Source organism: Streptomyces sp. 3330 (assembly GCF_031456635.1).
Lineage (GTDB): Bacteria > Actinomycetota > Actinomycetes > Streptomycetales > Streptomycetaceae > Streptomyces.
The window spans coordinates 1-22229 of the sequence record NZ_JAVDVA010000030.1 but is presented as its reverse complement, the minus strand read 5'-3'; the positions used below and the strand labels follow the sequence as shown (position 1 = coordinate 22229).

Annotated in this window: 24 protein-coding genes; 11 read left to right on the top strand and 13 right to left on the bottom strand. The window is 71.4% G+C overall.

Annotation, left to right across the window (positions count from 1 at the left end):
- Window positions 1-48: 48 nt before the first annotated feature.
- From J2X68_RS34250 to J2X68_RS34230, 5 genes are all read right to left on the bottom strand, one after another.
- Complete coding sequence (locus tag J2X68_RS34250) at window positions 49-1035, bottom strand: SCO1860 family LAETG-anchored protein (protein ID WP_310436501.1); 987 nt, start codon at window positions 1033-1035, stop codon at window positions 49-51.
- 166 nt (window positions 1036-1201) lie between these two features.
- Window positions 1202-2293 carry an amidohydrolase family protein gene (locus tag J2X68_RS34245; RefSeq protein ID WP_310436500.1) on the bottom strand — a complete coding sequence of 364 codons (1092 nt, stop codon included), beginning with the start codon at window positions 2291-2293 and terminating at the stop codon, window positions 1202-1204.
- Window positions 2294-2314: 21 nt separating this feature from the next.
- The gene (locus J2X68_RS34240) at window positions 2315-3106 is read right to left on the bottom strand and encodes an amino acid ABC transporter ATP-binding protein (RefSeq protein WP_310436499.1); all 792 of its coding nucleotides are present in this window, start codon (window positions 3104-3106) and stop codon (window positions 2315-2317) included.
- Window positions 3103-3936 (bottom strand): amino acid ABC transporter permease, encoded by an 834-nt coding sequence (locus J2X68_RS34235; RefSeq protein ID WP_310436498.1) that lies wholly within the window; start codon window positions 3934-3936, stop codon window positions 3103-3105. Before J2X68_RS34235 ends, J2X68_RS34240 begins: the two co-directional genes overlap by 4 nt.
- Before the next feature lie 4 nt (window positions 3937-3940).
- Complete coding sequence (locus tag J2X68_RS34230) at window positions 3941-4804, bottom strand: transporter substrate-binding domain-containing protein (RefSeq protein ID WP_310436497.1); 864 nt, start codon at window positions 4802-4804, stop codon at window positions 3941-3943.
- 184 nt (window positions 4805-4988) lie between these two features.
- On the opposite strand from J2X68_RS34230, the gene J2X68_RS34225 reads away from it, so the two are divergent.
- The 6 genes from J2X68_RS34225 to thpD all read left to right on the top strand — a co-directional run bounded on the left by J2X68_RS34225 (window position 4989) and on the right by thpD (window position 10192).
- Complete coding sequence (locus J2X68_RS34225; RefSeq protein WP_310436496.1) at window positions 4989-6089, top strand: aminotransferase class V-fold PLP-dependent enzyme; 1101 nt, start codon at window positions 4989-4991, stop codon at window positions 6087-6089.
- 82 nt (window positions 6090-6171) lie between these two features.
- On the top strand, window positions 6172-6699 hold the full coding sequence (locus J2X68_RS34220) for a DinB family protein (RefSeq protein ID WP_310436495.1): 528 nt from the start codon (window positions 6172-6174) through the stop codon (window positions 6697-6699).
- 304 nt (window positions 6700-7003) lie between these two features.
- Entirely contained in the window at window positions 7004-7510 is a 507-nt protein-coding gene (ectA, locus tag J2X68_RS34215; RefSeq protein ID WP_310436494.1) for a diaminobutyrate acetyltransferase, read from the top strand.
- 61 nt (window positions 7511-7571) lie between these two features.
- Window positions 7572-8843 carry a diaminobutyrate--2-oxoglutarate transaminase gene (gene ectB / locus J2X68_RS34210; protein WP_310436493.1) on the top strand — a complete coding sequence of 424 codons (1272 nt, stop codon included), beginning with the start codon at window positions 7572-7574 and terminating at the stop codon, window positions 8841-8843.
- A 51-nt stretch (window positions 8844-8894) separates the two neighbouring features.
- Complete coding sequence (locus J2X68_RS34205) at window positions 8895-9299, top strand: ectoine synthase (RefSeq protein ID WP_310436492.1); 405 nt, start codon at window positions 8895-8897, stop codon at window positions 9297-9299.
- Between the two features lie 5 nt (window positions 9300-9304).
- Window positions 9305-10192, top strand: coding sequence for an ectoine hydroxylase (gene thpD / locus J2X68_RS34200; RefSeq protein ID WP_310436491.1), 888 nt, complete (start codon window positions 9305-9307; stop codon window positions 10190-10192).
- 186 nt (window positions 10193-10378) lie between these two features.
- Here thpD and J2X68_RS34195 read toward each other — a convergent pair whose 3' ends face one another.
- From J2X68_RS34195 to J2X68_RS34175, 5 genes are all read right to left on the bottom strand, one after another.
- Window positions 10379-11431, bottom strand: a complete 1053-nt coding sequence (locus J2X68_RS34195; protein ID WP_310436490.1) for an aminotransferase class V-fold PLP-dependent enzyme — start codon at window positions 11429-11431, stop codon at window positions 10379-10381.
- A gap of 96 nt (window positions 11432-11527) precedes the next feature.
- Window positions 11528-12244, bottom strand: a complete 717-nt coding sequence (locus J2X68_RS34190) for a DsbA family oxidoreductase (protein ID WP_310436489.1) — start codon at window positions 12242-12244, stop codon at window positions 11528-11530.
- A gap of 197 nt (window positions 12245-12441) precedes the next feature.
- Window positions 12442-12957 (bottom strand): GNAT family N-acetyltransferase, encoded by a 516-nt coding sequence (locus tag J2X68_RS34185; RefSeq protein ID WP_310436488.1) that lies wholly within the window; start codon window positions 12955-12957, stop codon window positions 12442-12444.
- A 41-nt stretch (window positions 12958-12998) separates the two neighbouring features.
- Window positions 12999-13607 carry a DUF1349 domain-containing protein gene (locus tag J2X68_RS34180; RefSeq protein WP_310436487.1) on the bottom strand — a complete coding sequence of 203 codons (609 nt, stop codon included), beginning with the start codon at window positions 13605-13607 and terminating at the stop codon, window positions 12999-13001.
- A 116-nt stretch (window positions 13608-13723) separates the two neighbouring features.
- Window positions 13724-15253: an aldehyde dehydrogenase (NADP(+)) gene (locus tag J2X68_RS34175; protein WP_310436486.1), complete on the bottom strand. Its 1530-nt coding sequence runs from the start codon at window positions 15251-15253 to the stop codon at window positions 13724-13726.
- Window positions 15254-15392: 139 nt separating this feature from the next.
- On the opposite strand from J2X68_RS34175, the gene J2X68_RS34170 reads away from it, so the two are divergent.
- The 3 genes from J2X68_RS34170 to J2X68_RS34160 all read left to right on the top strand — a co-directional run bounded on the left by J2X68_RS34170 (window position 15393) and on the right by J2X68_RS34160 (window position 18254).
- The gene (locus J2X68_RS34170) at window positions 15393-16166 is read left to right on the top strand and encodes an IclR family transcriptional regulator (RefSeq protein ID WP_020130471.1); all 774 of its coding nucleotides are present in this window, start codon (window positions 15393-15395) and stop codon (window positions 16164-16166) included.
- 3 nt (window positions 16167-16169) lie between these two features.
- A complete protein-coding gene (locus tag J2X68_RS34165; protein ID WP_310436485.1) occupies window positions 16170-16640 on the top strand; it encodes a GNAT family N-acetyltransferase in 471 nt (156 codons plus the stop codon).
- A gap of 156 nt (window positions 16641-16796) precedes the next feature.
- On the top strand, window positions 16797-18254 hold the full coding sequence (locus J2X68_RS34160; RefSeq protein WP_310436484.1) for a penicillin-binding transpeptidase domain-containing protein: 1458 nt from the start codon (window positions 16797-16799) through the stop codon (window positions 18252-18254).
- Window positions 18255-18326: 72 nt separating this feature from the next.
- On the opposite strand, the gene J2X68_RS34155 is transcribed toward J2X68_RS34160, so the two are convergent.
- Window positions 18327-19778, bottom strand: a complete 1452-nt coding sequence (locus J2X68_RS34155; RefSeq protein WP_310436483.1) for an NCS2 family permease — start codon at window positions 19776-19778, stop codon at window positions 18327-18329.
- A 268-nt stretch (window positions 19779-20046) separates the two neighbouring features.
- Here J2X68_RS34155 and J2X68_RS34150 point away from each other — a divergent pair, with 268 nt between their 5' ends.
- Both J2X68_RS34150 and J2X68_RS34145 read left to right on the top strand, forming a co-directional pair.
- Window positions 20047-20616, top strand: a complete 570-nt coding sequence (locus tag J2X68_RS34150; RefSeq protein WP_310436482.1) for a SigE family RNA polymerase sigma factor — start codon at window positions 20047-20049, stop codon at window positions 20614-20616.
- Entirely contained in the window at window positions 20613-21485 is an 873-nt protein-coding gene (locus J2X68_RS34145; RefSeq protein WP_310436481.1) for a hypothetical protein, read from the top strand. Before J2X68_RS34150 ends, J2X68_RS34145 begins: the two co-directional genes overlap by 4 nt.
- A 20-nt stretch (window positions 21486-21505) precedes the next feature.
- Here J2X68_RS34145 and J2X68_RS40365 read toward each other — a convergent pair whose 3' ends face one another.
- Both J2X68_RS40365 and J2X68_RS40360 read right to left on the bottom strand, forming a co-directional pair.
- Window positions 21506-21706, bottom strand: a complete 201-nt coding sequence (locus J2X68_RS40365; RefSeq protein WP_399041520.1) for a hypothetical protein — start codon at window positions 21704-21706, stop codon at window positions 21506-21508.
- 121 nt (window positions 21707-21827) lie between these two features.
- A complete protein-coding gene (locus J2X68_RS40360; RefSeq protein ID WP_399041519.1) occupies window positions 21828-22082 on the bottom strand; it encodes a hypothetical protein in 255 nt (84 codons plus the stop codon).
- Window positions 22083-22229: the final 147 nt, after the last annotated feature.

Sequence of the window (22229 nt, the reverse complement as noted above, 5' to 3'; positions counted from 1 at the left end):
ACGGATCCGGGCGGGACGTCCCGGATCCGTACCCCGCGCTCGATCCGGTCAGCCGCGGCGGCGCGCCAGTGCCACCGCTCCCCCGCCCGCCGCCAGCAGCGCCACGGCGCCGCCCGCGATGTACGGGGTCGTCGCACTGCCGCCGGTCTGTGCCAGGTCGGCCCGAGCGGGCGCGCCCTGGGCCTTGACGTCACCGGCCGGGGCGGCGCTCGGCCCGGCGGCCTGCTCCTTCCCCTGCTCCTGCGCCTCGCCCTGCTCCTCGCCCGGCCCCTGAGCCTCGCCCTGGTCCCGGTCCTCGCCCCGTTCCGCCGCGGCGGGGGTTTCGCAGGTGGCCTTCGCGAGGGTCAGGGTGCCGGTCACCTCGGCGACGTTGAGGCTCAACGGGTTGACGGAGACGGTGAGTTCGAGGGCGGTGGCGGCCGCCGTGCGGGAGGTGGTCTCGCGCTTGGACAGGTCGAGCCGGACCTCGCCCACACCCGGCACCTTCACGTCCGTCGGGCCGCCGGTGCTGACCGACACCCTCTTGCCCAGGACCGTGACCGAGCCGAGCAGGTTGGAGACGGCGACCGGCGTCCTGCCGGCCTCGCAGGTCGCCCTGGAGGTGACCGTGCCGACCTCGATGAGGGAGAGCAGGGGGAGGCCGGGGACGTGCAGCCTGGCGTGGGCGAGGCGGGTGGAGGCCTCGGCCCTGGTGCCTTCGACGGTCGCCTTCGCCTCGGCGACGTCCGCGCGCAGGACGTTGAAGGGTTTTCCGCCGTCGACGCCGTTCAGTTCGGCGGACAGCGCGGTCTTCTCGGCGCTGTGCGGAGCCTGTACCTCGTTGAGGGAGACGGCGAGCGGGATGTCGACGGTCTTGTCGAGCAGGGCCACGTCGAGGCCGGTGCGCAGGACGGACGCGCTCGCCCGGCCCTGGCCGGACGTCGCGTGAGCGGTGCCGCCCGCCAGGACCGCGGGACCTGCGGCCAGGGCCGTGACCGCGACGACGGTGGCGGCGCGACGGACGCGTGCGGGCAGCGGGAAGATGTTGCCGTTCAAGGGTGGGACCCCCAGAAGAGAAATGCTTCGGGACCCCGCAAGAATTGCGTACGAGGGGTGAACGGTCAGCGAGGTGACGCCAGTTCACTCCAACGTGAGTTCTCCGCGCATGTCTTCGAATCCACCGGCACGCACGTTCCCCACCACCCCCCGCGGCCCGGCGCTCTCAGCTCACCACGGCGCCGTTCAGTACCACCCGGCGCGGCGCCGCGAGCACCCGTACGTCCGCGCGCGGGTCCGTCTCGTAGACCACCAGGTCCGCCGGAGCGCCCTCGACCAGACCGGGGCGTCCGAGCCATTCCCGCGCTCCCCAGGTCGTCGCCGAGAGCGCCGCCAGCGGGGGGATGCCCGCCGTCACCAGCTCCGCGACCTCCGCGGCCACCAGTCCGTGCGGCAGCGTGCCGCCGGCGTCCGTTCCGACGAAGACCGGGATGCCGGCGTCGTAGGCGGAGCGGACGGTGTCGTAGCGGCGGGCGTGGAGCCGGCGCATATGGGCCGACCAGCGCGGGAACCTGGCCTCGCCGCCGACGGCGAGGTCCGGGAAGGTGGCGATGTTGACGAGGGTCGGCACGATCGCCACGCCGCGTGACGCGAACAGCGGGATCAGCTCGTCGGTCAGGCCCGTCGCGTGCTCGACGCAGTCGATGCCCGACTCGACCAGGTCGCGCAGCGAGTTCTCGGCGAAGCAGTGCGCGGTGACCCGGGCGCCCAGGCGGTGGGCCTCCGCGATGGCCGCCCCGGCCGCCTCTCGCGGCCAGCTGGGGGCCAGGTCGCCCACCTCGCGGTCGATCCAGTCACCGACCAGCTTGACCCAGCCGTCGCCGCGCCGGGCTTCCCGCGCGACGTACGCGACCAGGTCGCCGGGCTCGATCTCGTGCGCGTAGCCGCGGATGTAGCGGCGGGTGCGGGCGATGTGCCGGCCCGCCCGGATGATCTTCGGGAGGTCCGCGCGGTCGTCGACCCAGCGGGTGTCCGAGGGCGAACCCGCGTCGCGGATCAGCAGGGCGCCCGCCTCGCGGTCGGTCAGCGCCTGCTTCTCGGCGACGTCCGCGTCGACGGGGCCGTGCGCGCCCAGACCCACATGGCAGTGGGCGTCGACCAGGCCGGGCAGCGCCCAGCCCTCGACCGTCCGCACGTCGCGGGCGCCGACGGGACGCTCGTAGGAGATCCGGCCGTCGACGACCCACAGCCCGTCTCGGACATCGTCGGGCCCGGCAAGGACCCGGCCCTTCACGTGCAGCACCGAGTGATCGCTCATGCACCGCACCTTAGTGACCGCCTAGTCGGCCTTGCCCACCTGGTCGGAGGTCTCCTCCTCGACCTGGGCCATCGCCGGGTCGAGGAGGCGGGAGAGGAAGTGGCGGGTGCGCTCGTGGCCGGGGTTGCCGATGACCTGGGCCGGGGCGCCGTCCTCCACGATCACCCCGCCGTCCATGAAGACCACCCGGTCGGCGACCTCGCGGGCGAAGGTCATCTCATGGGTGACGACCATCATCGTCATGCCCTCGTCGGCGAGCATCCGCATGACCGCGAGGACGTCGCCGACCAGTTCCGGGTCGAGGGCCGAGGTCGGCTCGTCGAAGAGCATCACCTCGGGGCCCATGGCCAGCGCGCGGGCGATCGCGACGCGCTGCTGCTGGCCGCCGGAGAGGGAGGCGGGGTAGGCGTCCGCCTTCTCCGACAGGCCCACCCGCTCCAGGTTCTCCGCGGCCACCTTCGCCGCCTCCGCCTTGCCGCGCCGCAGCACCCGGCGCTGCGGCAGCGTGAGGTTCTCGGTCACCGACAGGTGCGGAAAGAGGTTGAACTGCTGGAAGACCATCCCGATACGGCGGCGCACGGCGTCGATGTCGACGTCGGGGTCGGTGAGCTCGGTGCCGCCGACGAGGACCTGGCCCTTGGTGGGCTCCTCCAGCAGGTTCACGCAGCGCAGCAGCGTCGACTTGCCGGAGCCGGACGGGCCGATCACACAGACGACCTCACCCTGGCCGATCTCCAGGTCGATGCCGCGCAGCACCTCGTTGGCGCCGAACGACTTGTGCAGGTCGCGGACCTCGATCTCGGGTCGGCTCATTTCACGGCCTCCTGGGCCTTGGCCTCCATGCGCCGCACGACGAAGCCGAGCGGGATGGTCACCAGCAGGTAGCACAGGCCGGCGACCAGGATCGGCGTGGAGTTGGCGGTCGTGCTGGCCAGGTCACGGCCGTACTTGGACAGTTCGCGCTCCTCCAGCGTCACCCCGAGGAGCAGCACCAGGGAGGAGTCCTTGAAGAGCATGATCAGCTCGTTGGTGAGCGGCGGGAGGATGATCCGGAACGCCTGCGGGATGATCACCGAGATCATCGCGCGGCCGGGCGAGAAGCCCAGCGACCGGGCCGCCTCCAGCTGGCCCTTGGGCACGGCCTGGATGCCCGCCCGGAAGGTCTCCGCCATGTACGCGGCGCCGATGAGGCCGAGCCCGAGTGCCGCCTTGCCGTAGGTGCCGCCGACGATCTCCGTGCCGGGGAAGGCCAGCGGCACGGCCACGCCGATGAACACGAAGATCAGCAGGGCGGGCAGGCCGCGGAAGATCTCGATGTAGACGCCGGCGAGCCAGCGGTACGGGCCCACGGACGACAGCCGCATCAGGGCGATGACCAGACCGAGCACCAGGCCCAGGACGAAGCCGGACACCGTGTACAGGACGGTGTTCTTCAGCGCCAGCGTGATGACGTCGGGGAACATCTCCTTCGCGATGTCCCACTGGGCGAACTGGTTCTTCAGCCGGCCCCAGTCCGCCGTGACCGCGAAGACGATCACGGCGGCGACGAAGACGACGTACTGCGCGCCGCGCGAGAGGCTGCGCTTCTGCCGCCGGGTCAGGCCCTTCTTCTTCGGTTGGAGTCGTACGTCGCTGTCGGCCATGGGGTCAGGAGGCCGAGGCGGCGGCCGACGGGGACGCGGCCGACTCGTCGTACGGACCGATCCACTTCTCGTAGAGCTTCTTGTAGGTGCCGTCGGCCTTGGCGTCCGCCAGCGCCTTGTTGATCGCGGCGACCAGCTTCGTGTTGCCCTTCTTCACCGTGAAGCCGTACTGCTCACCGGTGTTGAGGTTGTCGACGACCTTGAAGGCGTCGGCGTTGGCCTTGTCCTTCAGCCAGCCCTGGACGACCGGGAAGTCGATGATGACGGCCTTGACCTGGCCGGTGCGCAGACCGTTGAGGACGGCGTCCGAGGACTCGAAGGAGACCGGGTCGAGGCCCTGCTTCTTGGCGTAGTCCTCACCCGTGGTCTGCGCCTGGGCGCCGAGCTTGACGCCCTTGGCCTTCACGTCGGCGAGCGAGGTGACGCCCGCGCCCTTGTCGACCAGCACGGCCTGGGTGGCCTCGAAGTAGGGGTCGGAGAAGTCGACGTTCTTCTTGCGCTCGTCGGTGATGGTCATGCCGGCCGCGGCCAGGTCGCACTCGCCGGAGTTCAGGAAGGCGCCGGTCTTGAAGTTCTCGAACGGCGTGTCGAGGATCTCCTGCTTCACGCCCAGGTTCTTGGCGGCCAGGTCGATCAGGGACACGTCGAAGCCCTGCACCTTGCCGTCGATCTCCGACTGGAAGGGCGGGTACGGCAGGTGGGTGCAGGTGGTGAGCTGGCCCGCCTTGACGAGCTCGACCCCGCCGGCGGCGGTCTTGGAGGCGCTGCCACCGTCGTCGGTGGAGGTGCAGGCGGCGACGAGCATCAGCCCGGCCGCCACGGTGGTGGCGGCCAGGACGCGGGTCCGGCGGCCGGGGAGGGTGTTCACGGCGGGCCTTCCTGTAAGGGAACTATGGGTTCCGATTATAAGGAGAAGTTTGAGGCTCTCAAATCAAACCGATGGTTACCGAGCCGTGCGACCTACGAAAGTGACCGGTGGGGAAGGCGGAAGGGGTGGGGGGCGTGCCGGTTAGTCTCGTCACCTCTACCCAGTGAGTGAAGAGAGCACCGCCGTGACACACCCGTTCCTGGATCTTGCCCCGCTGACCGCCGCGCGTTTCGCCTCGATCGAGGACCGGGTGGCGCGGCTGCTGGACACCCGGCAGGACGTCGTGATCATGCAGGGCGAGGCGCTGCTGCCGCTGGAAGGCGCGATCCGCGGTACGGCCGGTCCGGGCACCGTCGCGCTGAACGTGATCACCGGTCCGTACGGGCAGACCTTCGGGGACTGGCTGCGGGACTGCGGCGCGACGGTGATCGATCTGGCGGTGCCCTTCCACACGGCGGTGACGGCCGCACAGATCCGGCAGGCCTTCGCCGAGCACCCCGGTATCGACTTCGTGTCGCTGGTGCACGCGGAGGCGGCGACCGGCAACACCAACCCGGTCGCGGAGATCGGCGAGGTGGTGCGGGAGCACGGCGCGCTGTTCTACCTGGACGCGGTCGCCTCGATCGGCGCGGAGCCGGTGCTGCCGGACGCCTGGGGCGTGGACCTGTGCGTGATCGGCGCGCAGAAGGCGATGGGCGGCCCGGCGGGCGTGTCGGCGGTGTCGGTGAGCCGGCGGGCGTGGGCGCGGATGGCCGCGAACCCCAGGGCGCCGCGCCGCTCGTACCTGTCCCTGCTGGACTGGAAGGAGCGGTGGGTCGACGGCGGCCGCAAGGCGCTGCTGCACGCGCCGGCGCAGCTGGAGATGCTGGCACTGGAGGCCTGCGTCGAGCGGATCGAGGCGGAGCGGCCGGAGACGGTGATGGCCCGGCACGCGTCGGCCGCCGCCGCGACGCGCGCGGGTGCGCTCGCGCTGGGCGGCGGGCTGGAGCCGTATGTGCGCGAGGCCGCCGAGGCGGCGCCCGTCGCCACGACGCTGCGGACGCCGTCGGGGGTGGTGGCGTCGGAGCTGGTGGCCCGGGCGCTGGCGAGCGACCCCGCGCTGCCGCTGGCCGCGGGCGGGGGCGCGCTGGCCACGGAGATGATCCGGGTCAACCACTACGGGGGCGACGCGACCGTCGGCGTGGTGCAGGGCTGCCTGGCGGCGCTGGGCGCCGCGCTGGCGGAGAAGGGGCTGCACGTCGACCTGGAAGGGGCCCGGCGGGCCGCCGAGGCCGCCTGGCGCTAGGCGGCGGGACGGCGGCCGGGCCGCCGGGCGGACCGGGACGAACGGCATCCGCCCGCCGGCGCCGCCTGCGATGCTGTCCCGCATGGGTACCGACACTCCCCTCACACTCCCCGACGGCCGCCCCGTCCCCCTGCTGACCGGTGACGAACTCCCCATGCTGGAGAGCTGGCTGGAGTTCCACCGGGCCACGCTGGAGTTGAAGTGCGCGGGTCTGGACGACGAGCAGCTGCGGCAACCGGCGGCCGAGCCCTCGGAGTTGACCCTCCTCGGCCTCGTCCAGCACCTCGCCGAGGTCGAACGCAACTGGTTCCAGCGGGCGTTCGCCGGACTCGACGTGCCGCCCGTCTTCGAGGAGGGGACCGGGTACGCCCTCGCCGCCGGGCGCGGTCTCGACGAGGCGCTGGCCGTCTGGCGGCGCGAGATCGCGCGCGGGCGTGAGCTGATCGCCGGGTGTCCGCCGGAGGCCACGGGGCGGATCACCGGCGGGCCGATGGCCGGGCTCGAGGTCAGCCTGCGCTGGGTGCTGATCCACATGATCGAGGAGTACGCCCGGCACAACGGCCACGCGGACCTTCTCCGCGAGCGTATCGACGGCGTCACCGGAACCTGAATTCACGATGATTAGCGAATCGGCGCCGAACCTTTTACCAGCCCCTTATTCGCTTCTTTTCTCCTGCTTTCTCGGCTTCCTTCACGACGATAGCTTTCCTGAGTTCTTCTGCCCGGATTCCCGGCACCTAAACGCGGGGGATTTCGAGCAGGTTTCACGTGCGTGACGCATTGCACAAGCGAGGTGATATGCACCTTTTGCGCGGTGCAAAAGCGGACGAAACACCCTCTCGTATCGCCAGCATCACGGAATCACCACGGCCCCTCCATGCGTTATTGAATTTCCCTGGGTAAGTTTTCTCCGCATGACTGCCGTACAAGCAGACCTACGTATCGACCGCCCGTCCGTGGAGGACGGCGCAGCGCTCTGGCGTCTCGCGAAGGATTCCGGAACGCTCGACCTGAACTCGTCCTACAGCTATCTGCTGTGGTGTCGTGACTTCGCCGCCACCTCGGCGGTGGCCCGCGCGGAGGGCGGCGAGCCGGTCGGTTTCGTCACCGGGTACGTACGGCCGGAGGACCCGCGCACCCTGCTCGTCTGGCAGGTGGCCGTCGACGCCGCGCAGCGGGGCCGCGGCCTCGCCGCCGCCCTGCTGGACGGGCTGACCGCGCGGGTCGCCGCCGAGCGCCCGCTCACCGCCGTGGAGACCACGATCACGCCGGGCAACACCGCCTCCGAGCGGCTGTTCACCTCGTACGCCGCACGGCACGGGGCGACGGTCACCCGTGAGGTGCTGTTCGACACCGGTCAGTTCCCCGACGGTCCGCACGACCCCGAGGTGCTGTACCGGATCGGCCCCCTCGCCTTCTGACCCGCCCGCCCCGCCTTCGCCCGCCTCTCCTTCCGACCCCCACTCCGAGGAGCGTTTCGTCGTGACCATCACCCAGCCCGACCTCAGCGTGTTCGAGACCCTCGAGTCCGAGGTGCGCAGCTACTGCCGCGGCTGGCCCGCCGTCTTCGACCGCGCGCAGGGCAGCCGGATGTACGACGAGGACGGTCACCGCTACCTGGACTTCTTCGCCGGCGCCGGATCCCTCAACTACGGCCACAACAACCCCGTGCTGAAACGGGCGTTGATCGACTATCTGATGCGGGACGGCGTCACGCACGGGCTCGACATGTCGACCGTGGCCAAGCGGACCTTCCTGCAGACCTTCCAGGATCTGGTGCTGCGGCCGCGCGACCTGCCCTACAAGGTGATGTTCCCGGGCCCGACCGGCACCAACGCCGTGGAGTCCGCTCTGAAGCTGGCGCGGAAGGTGAAGGGGCGCGAGGCCATCGTGTCGTTCACCAACGCGTTCCACGGGATGTCCCTCGGGTCGCTCGCCGTGACCGGCAACGCCTTCAAGCGCGCCGGTGCCGGGATACCGCTGGTGCACGGCACGCCGATGCCGTTCGACAACTACTTCGAGGGCCAGGTCCCCGACTTCCTGTGGTTCGAGCGGCTGCTCGAGGACCAGGGGTCGGGCCTCAACAAGCCCGCCGCCGTGATCGTCGAGACGGTGCAGGGCGAGGGCGGCATCAACGTCGCGCGTCCGGAGTGGCTGCGGGCACTCAAGGAGCTCTGCGAGCGCCAGGACATGCTGCTGATCGTCGACGACATCCAGATGGGCTGCGGACGCACCGGGGCCTTCTTCTCCTTCGAGGAGGCCGGGATCGTCCCGGACATCGTGACGGTCTCCAAGTCGATCAGCGGCTACGGACTGCCCATGTCGCTCTGCCTGTTCAGGCCCGAGCTGGACGTGTGGGAGCCGGGTGAGCACAACGGCACCTTCCGCGGCAACAACCCGGCCTTCGTCACCGCCACCGCCGCCCTCGAGACGTACTGGGCCGACGGGTCCGCGATGGAGAAGCAGACGCGGACGCGCGGCGAACAGATCGAGCAGGGGCTCATCTCGATCACCGAGGAGAACCTGGCCGACATCAAAGAGTACCGGGGCCGCGGCCTGGTGTGGGGCCTGGAGTTCCACGAGAAGGCGCGCGCCGGGCGGGTCGCGAAGCGGGCCTTCGAACTCGGGCTGCTGATCGAGACGTCCGGCCCCGAGAGCGAGGTCGTCAAGCTGCTGCCGGCCCTGACCATCACCCCCGAGGAACTGGACGAGGGCCTCAGTGTCATCGCCCGCGCCGTACGGGAGACCGTCTGACGCCCTCGGACCGCGTATCCGTATCCCCTACCTAGGAGGCATCGCACCACCGTGATCGTCCGTTCGTTCAAGGACATCGAAGGCACCGACCGGCATGTGCGGGCGGCGTCCGGCACCTGGGAGAGCAAGCGCATCGTGCTCGCCCAGGAACGCGTCGGGTTCTCGCTGCACGAAACGATTCTGTACGCGGGTACCGAGACGTCGATGTGGTACGCGAACCACGTCGAGGCCGTCGTCTGCGTCGAGGGCGCTGCCGAACTGACCGACCACGAGACCGGGCGGACGCACAGCATCACGCCCGGCACCATGTACCTCCTCGACGGGCACGAGCGGCACACGCTGCGCGTCAAGGAGGACTTCCGCTGCATCTGCGTGTTCAACCCGCCCGTCACGGGACGGGAGGACCACGACGAGAACGGCGTCTACCCCCTGCTGACCGAGCCCGAGGAGGTGTAAGCATCGTGACCACCCTCACCGATCTCTACCCCACCCGTGGCACCACCGAGGTGTCCGTGCCCCGCAAGGATCCCGTCGTCTGGGGCTCCCCCGACGCGCCGGGCCCGATCCCGGCGGCAGACCTCCAGGAGTACGAGCGCGACGGCTTCCTCGCCGTCGACCGGCTGATCGGCGACGACGAGGTGGCCGTCTACCGGCGGGAGCTGGAGCGGCTGGTCGCCGACCCGGAGATCCGGGCGGACGGGCGGTCGATCGTCGAGCCGAAGTCCAAGGAGATCCGCTCCGTCTTCGAGGTGCACAAGCTCAGTCCCGTGTTCGACGCGCTCGTCCGCGACGAGCGGGTCGTGGGGCGGGCCCGGCAGATCCTGGGCTCGGACGTGTACGTCCACCAGTCGCGGATCAACGTCAAGCCGGGCTTCGGCGCGGGGGGCTTCTACTGGCACTCCGACTTCGAGACGTGGCACGCCGAGGACGGGCTGCCGAACATGCGGACGGTGTCCGTGTCGATCGCGCTGACCGAGAACCTCGACACCAACGGCGGGCTCATGATCATGCCGGGCTCGCACCGGACGTTCCTCGGCTGCGCCGGGGCGACGCCCGAGGACAACTACAAGAAGTCGCTCCAGATGCAGGACGCGGGCACCCCCTCGGACGAGGCGCTGACCGCGATGGCCGGCGACTACGGCATCAAGTTGTTCACGGGCAAGGCCGGTTCGGCGACCTGGTTCGACTGCAACTGCATGCACGGGTCGGGCGACAACATCACGCCGTTCCCGCGCAGCAACGTGTTCATCGTGTTCAACAGCGTGGAGAACACGGCCGTGGAGCCGTTCGCGGCCCCGGTCCGCAGGCCGGAGTACATCGGCGCGCGGGACTTCACGCCGGTGCGCTGAACCGGCTTCCCGCAGGCTGCGCCGGCAGGCCCGGACGCCCCCACCCGGATCGGGTGGCGGCGTCCGGGCCTGCCGTGCGTCGGGACCGCCGCGCTTCCGGGCCTGCCGTGCGTCGGGACCGCCGTGCTTCCGGGCCTGCCGTGCGTCGGGGCCGCCGTGCTTCCGGGCCTGCCGCGCGTCGGACCCTCAGGGCGCGAGGGCGTCGAGCAGCCGGTCGACGTCCGCGGGCGTGTTGAACAGGTGGAAGGAAGCGCGCAGATGGCCCGAGCGGTCGGAGACCTGGATCCCGGCGGCGGCCAGCTCGGGCTGACGGAAGCCGAGTCCCGGCACCGAGACGATCGCGGAGCCGGGCGCGTCCACGGCGCGATGACCGAGCCGGGCGAGTCCCGCGCGGAAGCGGTCGGCGAGGGCGAGGTCGTGGGCGCCGATCGCCGCCACGCCGAGTTCCTCCACCAGGTCGAGGGAGCGGCGCAGTCCGGCGTAGGTGAACAGGGCGTGCGTCAGATCGAACCGCCGGGCCGAGCGGGCGAGTTCGGCCACCGGGCCGTAACAGCTGTCCCAGGGCCGCTCCCCGGCCACCCATCCGGCGAGGACGGGGGACAGCCCGCCGAAGTCCTCCGGGACCACCAGGAAGGCCGCGCCGTGCGGGCCGAGCAGCCACTTGAAGGAGACGGCGGCGGAGAAGTCGTGGGCGGCGGCGTCCGTCGGAAGCCAGCCGGCCGACTGCGAGAAGTCGACGTAGGTGCGGGCGCCGTGCGTCCTGGCCGCCTCGCGCAGGGCGGGGAGGTCGGCGATCCGGCCGTCGGCGGACTGGGCCGCGCTCACCGCGACCAGCGCCGTGCCCGGGCGGACGGACTCGGCGACGCGCTCCAACGGGACGGCGCGGACCTTGAGGTCGGCGCGGACGTGGAACGGGTTGAGCACCGAGGTGAAGTCGTCCTCGGCGGTGAGCACTTCCGCGCCCGCCGGGAGCGAGGCGGCGATCACACCGGTGTGCGCGGCGACCGAGGCGCCCAGCGCCACCCGGGTGACCGGGACGCCGGCCAGCCGGGCGTACGCGGCCCGGCAGGCCTCCACGTCCTCGTGCAGCGGGGTCAGCGGCCTGCCCTCGGCGCGCAGCACCGCCGCCTCGTGCAGGGCGGCGACGGTGCGGGCCGGCAGCAGGCCGTTGCTCGCCGTGTTGAGGTACGTGGTCTTCGGGGTGAACTCGGCGCGGACGAGGCTCTCGAAGGTCTCCATGGGTCCACTGTGGGACCCGGGGAACCCCTCGTCCATTGCCGATTTTTACGTGATTCCGCTAAGGAGAGCTTATAGATCGGCTCTCACCTGCGGGTTTCACTGCTGCGGGACCGCGCACCCCTCGGGGCCGCAGGCCTGCGCGCCGTCGTTGTCGATCAGCTTCAGGGGGGAGCGGTCGCCCCAGGCCTGGGTGAGGGCCTGGGTGAAGACCTCGGCGGGCTGGGCGCCGGAGACGCCGTAGGCGCGGTCGAGGACGAAGAAGGGCACGCCGTTCGCACCGAGCTGGGCGGCCTCGCGCTCGTCGGCGCGGACCTCGTCGGCGTAGCGGGCCGGGTCGGCGAGGACCGCGCGGGCGGCCTCGGGGTCGAGACCGGCCTCGGCGGCCAGGTCCACGAGCCGCTCGTCGCCCTCGGCGAACACGGACCGCTCCTCGGCGAAGTTCGCCCGGTAGAGGATCTGGATCAGCTCGTCCTGCCGGCCGTGCTCCTTGGCGAAGTGCAGCAGCCGGTGCATGTCGAAGGTGTTGCCGTGGTCGCGGTCGCGGGTGCGGTAGGCGAGGCCCTCGGCGGCGGCCTGGGCGCCCAGGTTCTCCTCGCCGGACTGCGCCTGCGCCTCGCTCATCCCGTACTTCTTGGTGAGCATGGCCAGGACGGGCTGGACGTCGCCCTTGGCGCGGCCCGGGTCCAGTTCGAAGGAGCGGTGCACCACCTCGACCTGGTCACGGTGCGGGAAGGCCGCGAGCGCCTTCTCGAAGCGGGCCTTGCCCACGTAGCACCAGGGGCAGGCGATGTCGCTCCAGATCTCGACGCGCATGTCTCGGCTCTCTCCAGGTCGTGCGGCTGGGTACGGAGCTCCCCCGCGGGAGATCCGCACGGAGGTTCCCCTCCGGCGAGTGCATGAACGTTCAAGCAGGACGTTTCATTCCCCGGCCGCGGACCCTGCCGGAGCGCTGCCCCCACGACACTGCCTCTACGGCTTCCGCCTCTGGCGCCGCCCCAGCCGCTCGCCGGTCACTCCCCCGCCTGCTCCCCGGTCACCGCGTACCTCAGCCAGAGGTGGTGCTCGCCCTCGCCGGGCGGATTGTCCGGGTCCGGGCTCCAGCCCTGCCGGGCGTAGAAGGCCTGGGCCCGCCCGTTGTCGACGTGCACGTCGAGCACGGCCGTGCGCCGCCCGTCCGCCCGCCACTGCTCGACGCAGGCGGCGTGCAGGACCGTGCCGATCCCCGCACGCCAGTGGTCGGGGTCGACGTGGAACTGGAACAGCTTGACCGTGTGCGCGGGCGCGCCCTCGGGCGTACGGAAGGACGCGAGCCCGACGAGCCGCCCCTGTTCGACGACGCACAGCACATGACCGTCGGGCCGCTCGATGGCCGAGCGCCAGGCGGCGAGCCAGTCGGTGCCGTCCTGCGGCACCCCGTCGGGGTAGTACGTGGCCCGGGCGCGCGCGTGCAGCGCGGCGACCCTCTCCGCCTCGGCGGTGACGGCGGTGCGGATCACCCGGTGTCCCCTGACACGATCTCCGATCATGCAGGAGAGGACGAGGGAGCCCTCCCCCCGGTTCCGGCCGGCTAGCTTCCGTCGCGCAGGTCGTCCGGCCACTCGGTCCTGAACTCGATGTGGTCGTACGTCACGACGCACCCCTCGCCCATCGGCGACTGCGTCATGAATCCGACCAGGGCGGCGCCGGTCTCCTTCTCCTCGCCCAGCGTGAACAGGCGGACGAAGGTCCACCGCTCGCCGTCCCGGGAGGCGTGGAAGGCGAAGGCGCGGCCGGTGCGGCTCACCCGGAGCCAGACGGAACTGCCGTCCACGGTGAAGGAGTTGGCGTCGTCGGAGTGCCCCCGGGTGACCACCGTGCAGACGGTGGCCACGTCCGGGGAGTACTCCAGACACAGCTTGGCCCAGGCCCGCTCACCGACGTGCACGTACAACACGCCCGCGTCGAAGGCCCAGTTGAACCCGACGGTCACGCGGGCGATGAGCTGGAAGTCGCCCTCCGGCGCCCCCAGCAGCCTGGGCGCGTCGGCGGCGGGTTCCACCCCGTCCCCGGTGGGCGGCACGAACCGGTCCTGCCGGGCCCCGGCCCAGCCGGTGAGCACCCCGTCCTCGTGCGACCAGTGCCCGTCGGGCCCGTAAGTACGCAGGGGGAAGGGCAGTTCGGGAAGCGAGACGTCCATGACCTCATCATCTCAGGGGAGCGACCGAACGAGGGGGGCGGGGAGCCGCGCGACGAGCCGCGGAAGACCCGCGCCCGACGCTCCACCGCGCCCCTCGACGACGCCCGCGCGGGGCGCTAGCGCTCCAGTCGCCCGTTGAACCGGCGCGGCAGCCCCAGCTCGTTCTCGTCCCGCAACTCCACGGGCAGCAGCGCCGCGGGGGCGTTCTGGTAGGCGACCGGCCGCAGCCACCGCTCGATGGCGGTCCCGCCGACCGAGGTGGACGTGGAGGTGGTGGCCGGGTACGGCCCGCCGTGGTGCTGGGCCGGAGCGACGGCGACGCCCGTGGGCCAGCCGTTGACCAGCACGCGCCCGGCCAGCGGGGTGAGCTCCGCGAGGATCTCCCCGCCCCGGCCCTCGCCCGCGGCCTCCTCCTCGGACAGCTGGACGGTGGCCGTGAGGTTCCCGGGCAGGCGCGACAGCACCGCCTTGACCTCGCCCTCGTCGTCGTAGCGGACCACGACGGTGACCGGTCCGAAGCATTCCTCGAGCAGCAGGTCGTGCGCGCCCTCGGCGGCCAGCCGGGAGGCCGGCACGGTCAGGAAGCCCGCGCTGACGGTGTGCTCCCCGCCCGCACCCGGCGTCACCGGCGACTCCACGTCGGGCAGCTCGGCCCGCTCGGCGACGCCGGCGATGAAGTTGTCGCGCATCCGGTGGTCGAGCAGCACGCCCGCGTCGGTGTCGCTGACCGCGTCGGTGAGCGACTTGACCAACCCGTCACCGGCCGCGCCGGACGGCACCAGCACCAGTCCCGGCTTCACACAGAACTGCCCGACGCCCATCGTCATGGACCCGGCGAGACCGGCGCCGATGGCCTCGGCCCGCTCGACGGCGGCCGCCTCGGTCACCACGACCGGGTTCAGCGACCCCAGCTCGCCGTGGAACGGGATCGGCACCGGACGGGCCGCCGCCGCGTCGAACAGCGCGCGCCCGCCCCGGATCGACCCGGTGAAACCGGCCGCGGCGACCAGCGGGTGCTTGATCAGCTCGACGCCCGCCTCGAAGCCGTGCACCAGCCCCAGCACCCCGGCGGGGATGCCGTGCTCGGCGGCGGCCGTGCGCACCACCTTGGCGACCAGCTCGGACAGGCCCGGGTGGTCGGGGTGGGACTTGACGACGACCGGGTTGCCCGCCGCGAGCGCGCTGGCCGTGTCGCCGCCGGCGACGGAGAACGCGAAGGGGAAGTTGGACGCCGAGTACACGGCCACCACCCCGAGCGGCACCTTGTAGCGACGCAGGTCGGGGACGGGCGGGGTGGCGGTGTCGTCGGGATGATCGATGACGACGTCGAGGAACGCGCCCTCGTCGACGATGTCGGCGAACGCGCGCAGCTGGTAGCAGGTGCGGGCGAGCTCCCCGGTCAGCCGGACCGGGCCGAGCGCGGTCTCGGCGTCGGCCACCTCGACGAGCGTGTCCTTGGCCGCCTGGAGCCGGTCGGCGGCCGCACGCAGGAAAGCGGAGCGGACGCCGCGGTCGGCGAGGAAGCCGCGTGCCTCGTGGGCGGCGCGGACGACGGCGTCGACCTCCTGGGCCGTGGCCTCCACCGCAACCTGTTCACGCTGCTTCCCGGTTCGGGGGTCGACACTCCAGACTGGTGCTGCTGCCACCGCGGGTCCCTCCACGCTTGGTTCTGACCACGTTTGGTACTGGCTCATCCACCAGGGGCGTTCGATATACTGAACGCTGTCTCTGATGATGAATATGCTGTCGGAGCGTATTTCCCGTCGAACGAAGGGGTCAAGGGCGATGTCGGCTGGCGAGACGGGGGGCGGGGCGCAGGTCAAGTCCGCGGTGCGGACGGTTGAGCTGCTGGAATACTTCGCCGGCCGCCCCGGAATGCACTCCCTGGCGTCGGTCCAGGAGGCCGTCGGCTATCCCAAGTCCAGTCTCTACATGCTGCTGCGCACGTTGGTGGAGCTGGGCTGGGTGGAGACGGACGCGACGGGCACGCGGTACGGCATCGGGGTACGGGCGCTGCTCGTCGGCACGTCCTACATCGACGGCGACGAGGTGGTCGCCGCCGCCCGGCCGACCCTGGACCGGCTCTCGGACGACACCACCGAGACCATCCACCTGGCCCGGCTCGACGGCACGAACGTCGTGTACCTCGCCACCCGGCAGTCCCAGCACTACCTGCGGCCCTTCACCCGGGTCGGGCGCCGCCTCCCCGCCCACTCCACCTCGCTGGGCAAGGCGCTGCTGAGCACCTACACCGACGAGCAGGTCCGCAAGCTGCTGCCGGAGACGCTGCCGGCGCTGACCGAGCACACCATCACGGACCGCGAGAAGCTCATCGAGGAGCTGCACCAGATCCGCGAGCAGGGCTTCTCGGTGGACCGCGAGGAGAACACGCTGGGCCTGCGCTGCTTCGGCGTGGCCATCCCGTACCGCACGCCGGCCCGGGACGCGATCAGCTGCTCGGTGCCGGTGGCGCGGCTCACCCCCGCGCACGAGCAACTCGTGAAGGACGCGCTGTTCGACGCGCGCGACCGGCTGACGCTGGCCACCCGTAGGCTCTGAGGCATGCTGATCACCCTGCGCCAGGTCCACGACAGCGATCTGCCGGTGTTCTTCCGGCAGCAGAACGACCCCGAGTCCCTCAGGATGGCCGCGTTCACCGCGAAGGACCCGGCCGACCGGGACGCCTTCGACGCTCACTGGTCGAGGATCCGCGCCTCGTCCGCCGTGCAGCGCACGATCCTGGCCGACGGGGACGTCGTCGGCAGCGCGGCGGTGTACGGGGAACCGGGCGAGCGCGAGGTGACGTACTGGGTGGACCGCGCCTACTGGGGCCGGGGCATCGCCACCGAGGCACTGCGGGCGCTGGTGTCCGAGGTCCCGGAACGGCCGCTGTTCGCGCGGGCCGCGGCCGACAACGCCGGTTCCCTGCGGGTCCTGGAGAAGTGCGGCTTCCGGCCCACCGCCCGGGCCACCGGCTACGCGAACGCGCGGGGCGCGGAGATCGAGGAGATCGTGCTGCGGCTGGAGACCTGAGCCCCGGCCGGAGCGCGCGGGCCCGGCCGAAGCGGCTCCGGACGCCCCGGCCTCGGGTGAACCGGCCTCGGGTGAACCGGCCTCAGATGAACGGTCGATGAGAAAACGGGGCGGACGGGAACGATGGCGTCCATCCCGTTCGTCCTTCTGTTCGCAATGAACAAGACGATCAGGCGCGCCTCCGTCTTCGCGCTGCTGCTGGTGTTCGCCCTGCTGCTCCGGGCGACCTGGGTGCAGTTCTACGAAGGCCGGGCGCTCGCGGACGACAAGGGCAACCGGCGCAACGCGATCGAGACGTACGCGGAGCCGCTCGGGAACATCATCGTGGCCGGAAAGGCGATCACCGGCTCGGCCGCCACCACGGGCGGCGACCTCAGATACAAACGCACGTACACGGACGGCGAGCTGTACGCGGCGGTGACCGGCTATGCCTCGCAGAGCTACGCCCCCACCCAGCTGGAGGGCATCTACGCGGACCTGCTCAACGGCACGGACACCCGGCTGAAGACCGCGCTGGACACGGTCACCGACAAGCGGGCGGAACCGGGCAACGTGATCACCACGATCGACCCGGACGTGCAGAAGGCGGCGTACGACGCGCTCGGTGACAAGAAGGGCGCGGCGGTCGCGCTCGACCCGACGACCGGCCAGATCCTCGCGGTGGTGTCCACCCCGTCGTACGACCCGTCGGCACTGACCGACGCCAACACCGCCGGGACGGCCTGGAAGAAGCTCAACGCGGACTCCGACAAGCCGCTCACCAACCGGGCGCTGCGGCAGCCGCTGGCGCCGGGCTCGACGTTCAAACTCGTCGTGGCGGCGGCCGCGCTGGAGGACGGGCTGTACTCCTCGGTGGACGAGAAGACCGACAGCGCGGACCCGTACACCCTGCCGGGCACGCGTACGGTCCTGAAGAACGAGAACACGTCCGCACCCTGCGAGAACGCCACGATCCGGATCGCGTTGCAGTACTCCTGCAACAACGTGTTCGCGCACATGGCCGTCCAGCTCGGACAGGACAAGCTGAGGGCGACGGCCGAGAAGTTCGGCTTCGACGACCGGAGCCAGGACGTGCCGGTGCGGGCGTATCCGAGCGTGTACCCGTCCGGCATGGACGAGTCGTCCACGGCGCTGACCGGCATCGGCCAGTTCGACGTCACCGCGACGCCGTTGCAGATGGCCATGGTGTCGGCCGCGCTGGCCAACGGCGGCAAGCTGGTCTCGCCGCACATGGTCGCGCAGATCACCGACGGCGGCGGCGACGTCCTGGAGGACTACGACGACGAGGCGTCGAGCACGCAGGTCGTCAGCTCCTCCACGGCCGAGCAGCTGCGGTCGGCGATGCAGACGGTCGTCGAGCAGGGCACGGGCACGAACGCGATCATCGACGGCGTGACCGTCGGCGGCAAGACGGGCACGGCCCAGAACGGCGAGAACAACAGCAAGGCCCCGTACGCGTGGTTCACGTCGTACGGGAAGTCCGACTCCTCGGGCAAGCAGGTCGCCGTGGCGGTCGTGGTCGAGCAGTCCGACGCCGCGCGGTCCGAGGTCAGCGGGAACGGCCTGGCGGCGCCGGTCGCCAAGGCCATGATGGAAGCGGCGCTGAAGGACTGAGGCGCACCGCGCGACCGGCCGGCGGATCCGCCGTGGCCGGCCGCGCGGTGCACCGCGCTACCCCGGGGCGCTCTACTTCACGCCGAGGATCTGCTCGATGGGGTCGATCGCGAAGTACACGACGAACAGCGCCGAGGCCCCCCACAGCAGCCAGTGGACCTCCTTCGCCTTGCCGAGCACCGTCTTGATGAGGACGTACGCGAGGAAGCCCGCGCCGATGCCGTTGGTGATCGAGTAGGTGAAGGGCATCACGGCGATGGTGAGGAACGCCGGGATCGCGATCTCGTACTTGTCCCAGTCGATGCTCTTGACCTGGGTCATCATCAGGAAGCCGACGGCGATCAGGGCGGGTGCGGCCGCCTGGAGCGGGACGATGGTCAGCAGTGGCGTCAGGAACAGGGCGAGCGCGAACAGCCCGCCGGTGACCAGGTTGGAGAAGCCGGTGCGGGACCCTTCGCCGACGCCGGCGGCCGACTCGATGTAGGAGGTCGCGGAGGACGACGAGGCCGCGCCGCCCGCGACCGCCGCCGCGCCGTCGATGAGCAGCACCCGGCCCAGCCGGGGCACGTCGCCCTTCTCGTCCAGAAGTCCGGCCTCCGCGCTGATGCCGACGACGGTGCCCATGGTGTCGAAGAAGTCGGACAGGATCAGCGTGAAGATCAGCAGGACGACGGTGACGACGCCGGTCTCGCCGAACGCGCCGAACAGGCTGAAGTGGCCGATCAGCCCGAAGTCGGGGGTGTCGACGATCTTGTCGGGCCACGAGGGCGTGGTCAGGCCCCAGGAGGCGATGTCGGCGATCGAGTTGATGGCGATCGCGAGGACCGTCATCGTCACGATGCTGATCAGGATCGCGCCCTTCACCTTGCGGGCCAGCAGACCGATGGTCAGCAGCACACCGAGGCAGAAGACGAGCACCGGCCAGCCGGTGAGGGTGCCGGCGCCGCCGAGCTGCACGGGGACGGTCGTGTTCGCGGCGTCGGGGATGCGGCTGACGAACCCGGCGTCGACGAAGCCGATGAAGGCGATGAACAGGCCGATGCCGACGCTGATCGCCTGCTTCAGCGGTTGCGGTATGGCGTGCATGACGGCCTCGCGCAGGCCGGTCACCACCAGCACGCAGATCAGCAGGCCTTCGAGCACGATGAGGCCCATCGCGGCGTCCCAGCTCATCAGCGGGGCGATCTGGAAGGCGACGACCGCGTTCAGGCCGAGGCCCGCGGCGAGGGCGAGGGGCAGGTTGCCGCCCACACCCATGACGATCGTCATCACGGCGGCCACCAGGGCGGTGGCGGTGGTGAGTTGGACGGTGTCGAGCTGGTGCCCGAACTTGTCCTTGGCGCTGCCCAGGATGATGGGATTCAGGACAAGGATGTAGGCCATGGTGAAGAACGTGGCGAAGCCGCCGCGTATCTCCCGGCCGAAGGTGGACCCCCGCTCGGAGATCCGGAAGTACCGGTCGACGCTGTTCACCGCGGGGGGCGCGGTACCTGGCCGGTCGGCCGTCACTTGCGTCTCGGACATGGCTGGTGCTCCTCAATGCCTGAACGATCTGGGTGCGGATGCTGGCTGGATTGTTCCCGCGTTGAACCGCCTTCAGGTTTTCGTCGTGTTACGGAATCGGACTCCGGAGTCGTTCGGCCCGCCACCGCTCGTTCGAACCCCCGCACCAGGGTGAGCAGTCGACCGCTGCTACGCTTCCCGATCTCGTCCCGGCCACCTCCTCGGGGCATCCGTATGTCATTCACATGACACACACAGGCACACCAGTCGTTGCGAGAAGAGGTCACCCGTGGGCACAGTCGTCGACGACGCCGCCTCCGTGGAATTCCATGCCTTCTTCGACCGCCACTACGCCGAACTGTCCCGGCTCGCCCACCTGCTGACCGGTGAGGCGGACGCCGCCGACGATCTCGCGGCGGACGCGCTGCTCGCGCTGTGGAACCGCTGGGACCGGGTGCGCGCGGCGGACCATCCGGTGGCCTACGCCCGCGGCGTCGTCGCCAACCTCGCCCGCAGCCGCATCCGCAGCGCCGTCCGGGAGCGCCGCAGGGTCGCGCTGTTCTGGTCGCAGCGCGAGGAGAAGACGGAGAACCCCGACATCGCGGGCGTGGTGGACGTCCAGTCGGCACTGCGTAGACTCCCGTTCCGCAAACGGGCCTGTGTGGTGCTGCGGCACGCCTTCGACCTCTCGGAGAAGGACACGGCCCTCGCCCTGGGGGTCTCGGTGGGTACGGTGAAGAGCCAGACCTCGAAGGGGATGGCCGAGCTCCAGAAGCTGCTCGGCACCGAGGGAGCTCCGCTCAAGGTGCCCGCGATGGTGCGCACCGGTGAGGCCTCGGCCTCGGGAAGGGACCGATGACGATGCGGCGGGACGTGCACGACGAACTGCGCGCCCGGCTGCACGGGGCGGCCGAGGCACACGAACCCGACCGGGCGCGCATCCTGGCACGCGTCGAGCGGGGCATGGCGGGACAGGGAGCCGAACGGTCCGACCACCGGGCGAGCCGCCCGGCCCTGTGGGGCTGGGCGCGGATCGTCGGCGCCACGGCGGCGGTCGCGGGCATGCTCGCGGTCGGCGGCTACGCGGTGGCGTCCGCGGTGAAGGACGACACCCCGGCGCGGCAGACGGTCTCCGTCTCGCCGCAGCCGGTCGAGTCACCGGACGCGACGAGCCGGCCGCCTGCCTCGCCGACGGCCACGCCGAGTGCGGGCGGCGGCGACAAGGACCCGGCGAAGCCGAGCGCCTCCCCCTCGCGGAGCCCCGCGGCGAAGCCCTCCGCGCCCGCGGCCACGCTGCTGCCGGCGACGACCGACGACGAGGACGGCCCGCTGTGGTCGGACGGTTCGGTCGACCCGCACAGCAACGACTTCTGGGCGCAGAGCAACGTCACCGTCAAGACGTCCGAGGCACTCACCGAACTGACGGTGCAGCTGAAGGTCGCGCAGACCGGCGGGGTCTCGTCCGCGGGCGCCTGGCGCTCGCTGCCCGAGGACGACTTCACGTTCTCCGTGGCCGAGCGGGACGGCTTCCTGGTCTACACCTGGGTGCTCAAGGAGGGCCGTACGGTCGCCGAGGGCGAGTGGGTGTTCGCCGGGCAGTACGACCACGACCGCGGCGGCCGTGACGCCCAGGACGACAGCTACGCGGTCACGGGCCGGTCGGAGCGGCAACAGGGCGCCGTGGGCGGCGGTTTCGCCGCCGTCGAGGACGACGACGGCGACTCCTGACCACGGGGGCCCGGCCCGGCCTAGTTCATCGTCGATCCGACGGTGGTCGAGCCCGTCGTCAGGAAGGCCGTCGCGGGCAGCGAGCCGTCCGCCTTCCGGGCGCCGTACGCCGTCGTCGCGTCCGTCGAGACGAACGCGGGCGTGGACACCCCGGTGTCCCAGCTGTTCGCGGCGGAGACGGCCGACGCGCCCAGCTTGTCCGCCCCGCCCTTGTCGCCCACCGCGAGATTGCGGGCGAGCCGGGCCTTGCCGGTGGCGAAGTAGAACCCGCCTGCGCGTTGGCGTAGGCGGTGTTGCGGTTCAGCGCGATCGCCCCGGTGTTGAAGTTCTCGGTGAACCCGTTCAGCGTGTTGTCCCAGGCGGCGTTGGTGTTGACGACGTGCGCGCGCCGCGGACCTGGATGACGGTGCCGGCGACCGCGTTCCGCACGGCCGCCTCCAGCTGGGCGGTGGTGGAGACGGTGACCGTCGACGAGGCGGCTTCGGCACCGCTGCCGGACAGGCCGAGGCAGACGCCGCCCGCCCCCGCCGATACCGCCACCGCGGCGGCGATCGAGAGGGTGCGGGTCCTGCGGTGGCGTCCGGTGCTGATGCGCACGGGGGCGTTCCTTTCGGTGGGGGCGAGGTGGGGGGGCGGGGCCGGGGGGGCCCCCCCGCCCCGGGCCCCCCCCCACGGGGGCCCCGGGGCGCCCCCGGGGGGCGGGCCCCCCCGAGGGGGGGCAAAAATTGCGGGCGCCGCCGCGGT